Here is a 6,064-nt window from a genome sequence, read left to right as displayed (position 1 = left end):
GTGCTCGGCGGGGGGCAGGTGGTGGCCGTGCCGCCAGATCTGCACGTCGATGTCGAAGCCGCCGCCGGGGGGCGCGAGGTCGGGTGCGTGGGCGGCGGCGAGTGCGTCGAACGATGCCTGGAACTGTGCGGCGGCCGTCTCCAGGTCGGTGATGATCTCGCCGGGCGGCACGGTCCGCAGCGCGGGACCCGCGGCACCGATGTCGGCGGTGGACGGGGACAGCAGCCCGGCGGGGTCGAGCGTGGCGAAGGTGAGGGGTGTTCCCCAGTGCTGCCGGACGGCCGGTCCGGCGTTGCCGCAGCTGCGCCGGTCACGGCTGGAGGACGGGACGGGGGCGGGGGTGGTGAGCGTCATGACGTCCGGCTCCGATGTTTTTGGTAGGTGATGTTCCAGGCGATCGCGATCCGCAGCCGGGAGTGGGTGGCGGTCGCCCTCATCCAGTGGGCCTGCCAGCCGGGGAAGGCGATCATCCGGCCGGGGACCGGGGTGTAGCGGACCGCTCGGGGCCTGGCCGTCCGGCCGGCGGCGGCCGGCCGCGGGTCGAGCATTCGCAGGTATCCGGCGTCCCTGTCGCCGCTGGGATCCGTGGCGACCGAAAGCAGACCCGACCAGGCGGAGTCGTGGCGGGTGTGCGGGCGAAGGGGTTCACCGGGCCGGCAGACCACCGCCCAGGCTTCGGCGAGGACGTCGTGGTCGTCGATCTCGTCGGCGGCCTCGCCCAGCACAGTGCGGGTCAGCGTCTGGCCCGCGATGCCGATCTGGTGCTTCAACCAGTCGATCGAGGGGTGGTCCCAGGTCAGCATGGTCTGGGACGACTTGATGCCGCCGGAGCCGGCGGCTCGCGTGTCGGTCTTCTCGGCCTGAAGGATCAGTTCCCGCAGGGGCGGGAGATGCTCGGCGGCGCCGGCGCAGTCGGCCTGGTAGACGGGGGTCCGCCACATCTGCAGGACCAGCCGTTCTCCAGAGAGTGCGGGACGGGTGCCGGTGTCGTTGGCAGTATTGGTCTCGGTCACGAACGCGCTCCTTCTCGATGGGGTCCGCTGCCGACTCGACCGGTCACATCCTGCGAATGCGGGGGTCGTTCGGGGATGGGTTTTTCAGGGGATGGGCACGGTCCAGGTGGTGGCCCGTTCTGGGCGGGCACCCGGCCGCCGGGGCTTCCGAGTCCAGCGTGGAATCGAGTCGCTCCTCGGCGCCCGGGTGATCGCAAGGTTTCGGCCGCTGCGCCTGCGCCGAGCCGGAGAGCACCATCGCCGGCCGGAGGCCTAGACGGGCTCGGTGAAGTCCTCTCCGGGTGCGTCGGTGAGGCGCTGGAGGTAGTTGTGTTCGCCGAGGGACTCGACGAGGCCCAGTTCCGTCTCCAGGTAGTCGACGTGCTCTTCCTCGTCGGCGAGGATCTCCTCGAAGATCCGGGCGGAGGTGATGTCGCCGCGCGAGCGCATCAGTTCGACGCCGGGACGCAGCCGGGCCACGTTCTCCATCTCCAGGGCGAGGTCCGCCTGGAGCTGCTCGGGGACGGTCTGCCCGATCCGCAGAGCGTTGAGTTTCTGGTAGTTCGGCATGCCCTCCAGGAAAAGGATTCGCTCGGTCAGCCGCTCGGCGTGCTTCATCTCGTCATAAGATTCCGAGCGGGTGTGTTTGGCGAGTCGGACGTAGCCCCAGTCCTGCTGCATCTTGCCATGCAGGAAGAACTGGTTGATCGCCGTGAGTTCCGCGGTGAGCTGCTCGTTGAGCAGCCCGATGATTTCGCTGTCACCGTCCATGGCGCCCATGCTGACATCGCCGACCGGCCGCCCGCCAGGACAGAAATTTCAAGTTGAATCTCCTGATCAACAAGAAATCAAGGCTTAGGCTGCGGTGATTCGTGATGCGATTCCTCTGCGGCGGCGCAAGAAGCGATCTATGCAAAGATTCTCAACGGGAAAAGAATATTGGGTAATCAAGAGGGGCAAGAACGACAAAACCAAAGGTCAGAACACGATCAAGGTCACCGGCCGTGCGACACCAACTGATCATCTAGCGGCCGCGCCCCGCGTCACGGCCCGGCTTAAGATCGTCTGTTGCCTTGAATTTCTGAAAGTCACGCAGTCGCCGGCCATACGGCCTTGGACGTTGTCCAAGGTCACGGGCCATCGATGTGGGCATCCATTCACTCTCCGTTATGTGAATGGATCTCCATGCCGACTCAATTACTTAGGCTACCCTTATTGAGGATAGCCTATCCTAATGTTATATTCAGTTCTCTATGCCTGGGTTGGGGCTTATCGATGCCACACCGAAGGACGTCCGCCGCATGGGCGGGAAGGCGCCATATTCCCTTCGGGAGCAGGGCGAGCGCGGGGACGAGGAGGCTGCGGACGATGAGGGTGTCGAGCAGGACGCCCACCGCGATGAGCAGGCCCTGCTGGAGCGCGGCGACGGTGGGCATGACGGCCAGGACGCTGAAGGTGGCGGCCAGGACCAGGCCCGCGCTGGTGATGACGCCGCCGGTGACGCGCAGTCCGTTGAGGACGCCTTGGCGGTGGCCGTGCAGGTGGGCCTCCTCACGGATGGCCGAGCGCCCGGTACAGCAGGCCCGCCAGGCCCAGGGCCGCGCCGTAGGACAGCACGACCGAGGCGATCAGGAGCAGGGAGGCCGTGAGCGCGCGCAGCAGCAGCACGAGCATGATCAGGACCACGGCGAGAATGAGCGGGATGAGCAGCAGCTCCTCGTCTCCCTGCGCACGCGAGGTGTCGAGGGCGACGGCGGTCTGCCCGCCGACGACGGCTCCGCTGCCCTTCACCGCGTCGCGGACGCGGGTGATGGCGTCGCGGGCGGCCGGGGTGTCGGGTTCGGCGGTGAGGACGGCGGTCAGGTGGGTGTAGCCGCCCGCCGAGCGGTCCCGCGCCGTGCTGGTCACGCCGTCGACCTTCGCGGCCTTCAGCACCGTGCCGGCCTGCGCGTCGGCGACGTAGATGTCGGCGGGCTCGGACGAGGCGAGGACGGCGGCCGTGCCGATCCAGATCCAGCGGGGCCTCGCGTCGACGGCGGCCACGCGCTGCCACAGGCCAGAGTGCGGAGCGGTGACCGAAGGCGCCTCGGCGGCGGGCCTCTTGGGCCAGAACACCCACCGGCCGAGGCAGACCAGCATCGCGGGCAGCAGGAGGTGGCCGCCAGGCACACGACGGCGACGCCGATCGCGATGACCGGGCCGAGTCCCCGGGTGTTGTTCATCTTCCCGAAGACCAGGCACAGGGCGGCGATCGCCACGGTGGCGGCGGAGGCGGTGATGGCGGGCATGCAGCGGCGCAGTGCGTGCGCCATGGCCTCGTGCCTGTCGGCGCGGCGGCCGAGTTCCTCGCGGTAGCGGGCGATGAGCAGCAGGGCGTAGTCGGTGCCGACGCCCAGGCCGAGCACCATCAGGATGTAGCTGGACTGGCCGTCGACCTGAAGGCCCGCATGCTTGGCGAGCAGGTAGACCACCCCCGTGGCGATCCAGGTGCCCAGGAACGTCGCCAGGAGCGGGATCAGCCACAGCACGGGGCTGCGATAGGTGATCAGCAGGGCGACGGTGACGACGGCGAGGGCGACCCCGAGCAGGACACCGTCCATGCCGGAGTAGGCCTCGATGTAGTCGGCGATGGTTCCGGCCTGACCGGTCACGCGGACGTCCAGTCCGGACGGTGCCGCCCGGTCGGTGGTCCGCCGGAGGCGGTCGACGGCGTCGCCGAGCACGCCGTTGTCGTTGGCGGCCATCGGCACGGGCGCGCTGAACAGGACGGACCTGCCGTCCCTGGACTTCGTCGCCGCGGTCGAGCCGGGCGTCGCGCCGCGGTCGGCGTCGACCTTGGCCAGGTCGGCGGGGGTGAGCCCGCCGTCGCGGGTGTAGACGACGACGGCGGTCGCCCGGTCGTGCTCGGCGAAGTGCTTCTCGGCGATCCCGACGGCCCGGGTGGACTGGGAGTCGGCGGGCAGCCAGGAGGCGGGGTCGTTGTCCTGCACGTCGGAGATCTTGGCGGCGAAGCCTCCGGCGAGCATCAGGATCAGCAGCCAGGCGGCCAGGACGGCCCATTTGGAGCGTCTGCCGGTGACGGCCGCGGCGTAGCCGTTCCAGCGGGAAAGAGGCGGGCCGCCGGGCGGCGGGAAGACCGGATACCGCCCGGCGGCCTTGATGGCGTTCGCCATGTGCGCTCATCGAAAGTTTGTGCGGTACATCTCCTTGACCGGCCGCGCTCGCCCACTGCGACAGGCATCTGATGTGACCTTGGTCACCGTCCGGAGCCGCCGGCGATCCGGCCGGTTCCCTCGCGCGTGACCGGCGCACCTGGCGCGGAGACATTCCAGAGACGGGCTAGAGACCGTTCGATGTTCTGCTGTGGGTGTTCACCACTGAGATTGGAGCAGTCGGGATGCCGGTCACCGCGACCGCCACGGTCCATGCCATGTTCGGCACGTCGTGAAAGGAATGACGACAGTGCAACGAAAACTGTCCATCGCGCTATCCGCCGGGGCCTTCGCCGGCCTGGCATTGGCGGCCGCTCCGGCGGCATCCGCCGAGCCGGGGCCGAGCGGAACGCCGACCCCCCAGATCCAGAACACGCAGGCCCCGGCCGACGGCCAGGCCAAGTCCGCTGTCAAGGGCAAGAACAGCCCGGTCGCCGGGTGCTGGTTCAAGGCCGACAAGCCGTTTCCCGTGTCGTACGACGTTCGCAGCCAGTCCAGGATCAAGAATTGCTTCGGCCGCCCAACGGCCTGCTACATGAACTCTTACCTGGAGAAATACCACCCCGGCAAGCACCAGTGGTACCTGGTGGCCGCCAATCGGAAGGGGTGGGGCTCATGTAAGGCGGGCCGCAAGGTGATCGCGAAGTACCGATGCGGCTGGGACCGGCACTTCACGTCCTACTACCACACCGTCACGGTCGCCCTCGCATCCAAGAACGGCAACAACGGCAACGTGGGCAAGGCGGTCAGCAAGGCATTCGCGTCGCACTGCCACTAAGAGCGGCAGAATAGTTGCCGGGAGCGCCGACACATCGGCGTTCCCGGCAGTTCTTTAAGAATCGACGATGCCACTGAACTTGCTCGTCCCGTCCGGCCGCCGTGACATCGTCGGCCGGCTCCGATGCGGCCGGAGGCGAGCGACCGGAAGTCCGCCTCCACGCTTGATCTCATGGCGTTCGTAAAGCGACGTGTCGCCCAGTAGCCGATCGAGAAGCCCGGTACGGTCCGCGTCACTCCCCAGCATTTCCACGTCAACGTCGAAGGTCTCGTCCGGGACGAGCTCGACGGTGGCGGACGCGGTGGCGCCCAATTTGGCGAGGTAGCCGCCTTCGGTGTGGGCGCTCTCCGTCTTCGAGGAGAGGACGACGTAGTCGTCACCATCCGCGAGATAGCAGAATGGCCTGGTATCGGCCACCTGGTTCTCCGCGTCCGTGACCGTGAGCAGCAGGCCGGACATCCCGTCGAAACGGAAGACCACAACTCGCCCTCTTGTCAGCCATGACACCAACTGGTTGATCCGCATGAGAGCCCGCAGGAGGGCTTCCTCGGCCAGATACCTCACCGCAGGCTCCTTCTGAGAGAACACTCTAGCCTCAGAGGATACGGCACAGCCCCCGCCGTGGGCCGCCCGAGTTCTAGGATTTCGGCTGGGTGAAGCGGATGGGGTTGCCGAAGGGGTCGCGGAGGCCGCAGTCGATCCCGTACGGGCGCTCGGTGGGCTCCTCGGTGAACTCGACGCCCAGGGACAGCAGCTTCTCGTAGGTCTTACGGCAGTCGTCGGTGCTGAAGATGAGGTGGCCGCCCGTCGCACCCTTGGTCACCAGGTCGCGGACCTGCTGCGCCGTCTCCTCCGACATCGAAGGGCCGCCCGGCTTCTCCAGCAGGATCTCGCGCTCGGGGCGGCCCGGGACGCTGACGGTCAGCCAGCGCATGAAGCCCATGTCGACGTCGGTGTTGACCTCCAGTCCGAGCTTGCCGACGTAGAAGTCGAGGGCCTCGTCCTGGTCGAGGACGAATATCTGCGAGTGCGTGATGGCGTTGAACATGCGCATCACGCTACCGAGCGGGCCGGGCGGGAAC

Annotated in this window: 9 protein-coding genes; 1 reads left to right on the top strand and 8 read right to left on the bottom strand. The window is 67.8% G+C overall.

The window, feature by feature from the left end:
* The 6 genes from E1298_RS19075 to E1298_RS49540 form a co-directional block, all read right to left on the bottom strand.
* A partial coding sequence (locus E1298_RS19075; protein ID WP_207944725.1) for a hypothetical protein occupies positions 1-354 on the bottom strand: 354 nt, incomplete at its 3' end.
* Positions 351-1,013 (bottom strand): putative 2OG-Fe(II) oxygenase, encoded by a 663-nt coding sequence (locus E1298_RS19070; protein ID WP_131895075.1) that lies wholly within the window; start codon positions 1,011-1,013, stop codon positions 351-353. The genes E1298_RS19070 and E1298_RS19075, both read right to left, overlap by 4 nt.
* Positions 1,014-1,265: 252 nt before the next feature.
* On the bottom strand, positions 1,266-1,763 hold the full coding sequence (gene bfr, locus E1298_RS19065) for a bacterioferritin (RefSeq protein WP_131895074.1): 498 nt from the start codon (positions 1,761-1,763) through the stop codon (positions 1,266-1,268).
* 455 nt (positions 1,764-2,218) lie between these two features.
* Entirely contained in the window at positions 2,219-2,500 is a 282-nt protein-coding gene (locus E1298_RS51830; protein ID WP_424923101.1) for an MMPL family transporter, read from the bottom strand.
* Positions 2,501-2,543: 43 nt separating this feature from the next.
* On the bottom strand, positions 2,544-3,035 hold the full coding sequence (locus tag E1298_RS49545; protein ID WP_207944724.1) for an MMPL family transporter: 492 nt from the start codon (positions 3,033-3,035) through the stop codon (positions 2,544-2,546).
* Positions 2,921-4,165: an MMPL family transporter gene (locus E1298_RS49540; RefSeq protein WP_207944723.1), complete on the bottom strand. Its 1,245-nt coding sequence runs from the start codon at positions 4,163-4,165 to the stop codon at positions 2,921-2,923. Before E1298_RS49540 ends, E1298_RS49545 begins: the two co-directional genes overlap by 115 nt.
* A gap of 271 nt (positions 4,166-4,436) precedes the next feature.
* Here E1298_RS49540 and E1298_RS19055 point away from each other — a divergent pair, with 271 nt between their 5' ends.
* The gene (locus E1298_RS19055; RefSeq protein ID WP_131895073.1) at positions 4,437-4,982 is read left to right on the top strand and encodes a hypothetical protein; all 546 of its coding nucleotides are present in this window, start codon (positions 4,437-4,439) and stop codon (positions 4,980-4,982) included.
* 54 nt (positions 4,983-5,036) lie between these two features.
* Here E1298_RS19055 and E1298_RS19050 read toward each other — a convergent pair whose 3' ends face one another.
* Positions 5,037-5,546, bottom strand: a complete 510-nt coding sequence (locus tag E1298_RS19050; protein ID WP_131895072.1) for a nitroreductase/quinone reductase family protein — start codon at positions 5,544-5,546, stop codon at positions 5,037-5,039.
* Positions 5,547-5,619: 73 nt separating this feature from the next.
* Entirely contained in the window at positions 5,620-6,030 is a 411-nt protein-coding gene (locus E1298_RS19045) for a VOC family protein (RefSeq protein ID WP_131895071.1), read from the bottom strand.
* Between the last annotated feature and the right edge of the window lie 34 nt (positions 6,031-6,064).

This window comes from Actinomadura rubrisoli, from assembly GCF_004349215.1.
GTDB lineage: Bacteria > Actinomycetota > Actinomycetes > Streptosporangiales > Streptosporangiaceae > Spirillospora > Spirillospora rubrisoli.
This window is presented reverse-complemented; position numbering and strand designations above follow the sequence as displayed.

Bases quoted from the DNA above. Each gene is read 5' to 3' on its own strand.
- bfr (WP_131895074.1), bottom strand. From the start codon at position 1,763: ATGGACGGTGACAGCGAAATCATCGGGCTGCTCAACGAGCAGCTCACC.
- E1298_RS49540 (WP_207944723.1), bottom strand. From the start codon at position 4,165: ATGGCGAACGCCATCAAGGCCGCCGGGCGGTATCCGGTCTTCCCGCCG.
- E1298_RS19045 (WP_131895071.1), bottom strand. From the start codon at position 6,030: ATGTTCAACGCCATCACGCACTCGCAGATATTCGTCCTCGACCAGGAC.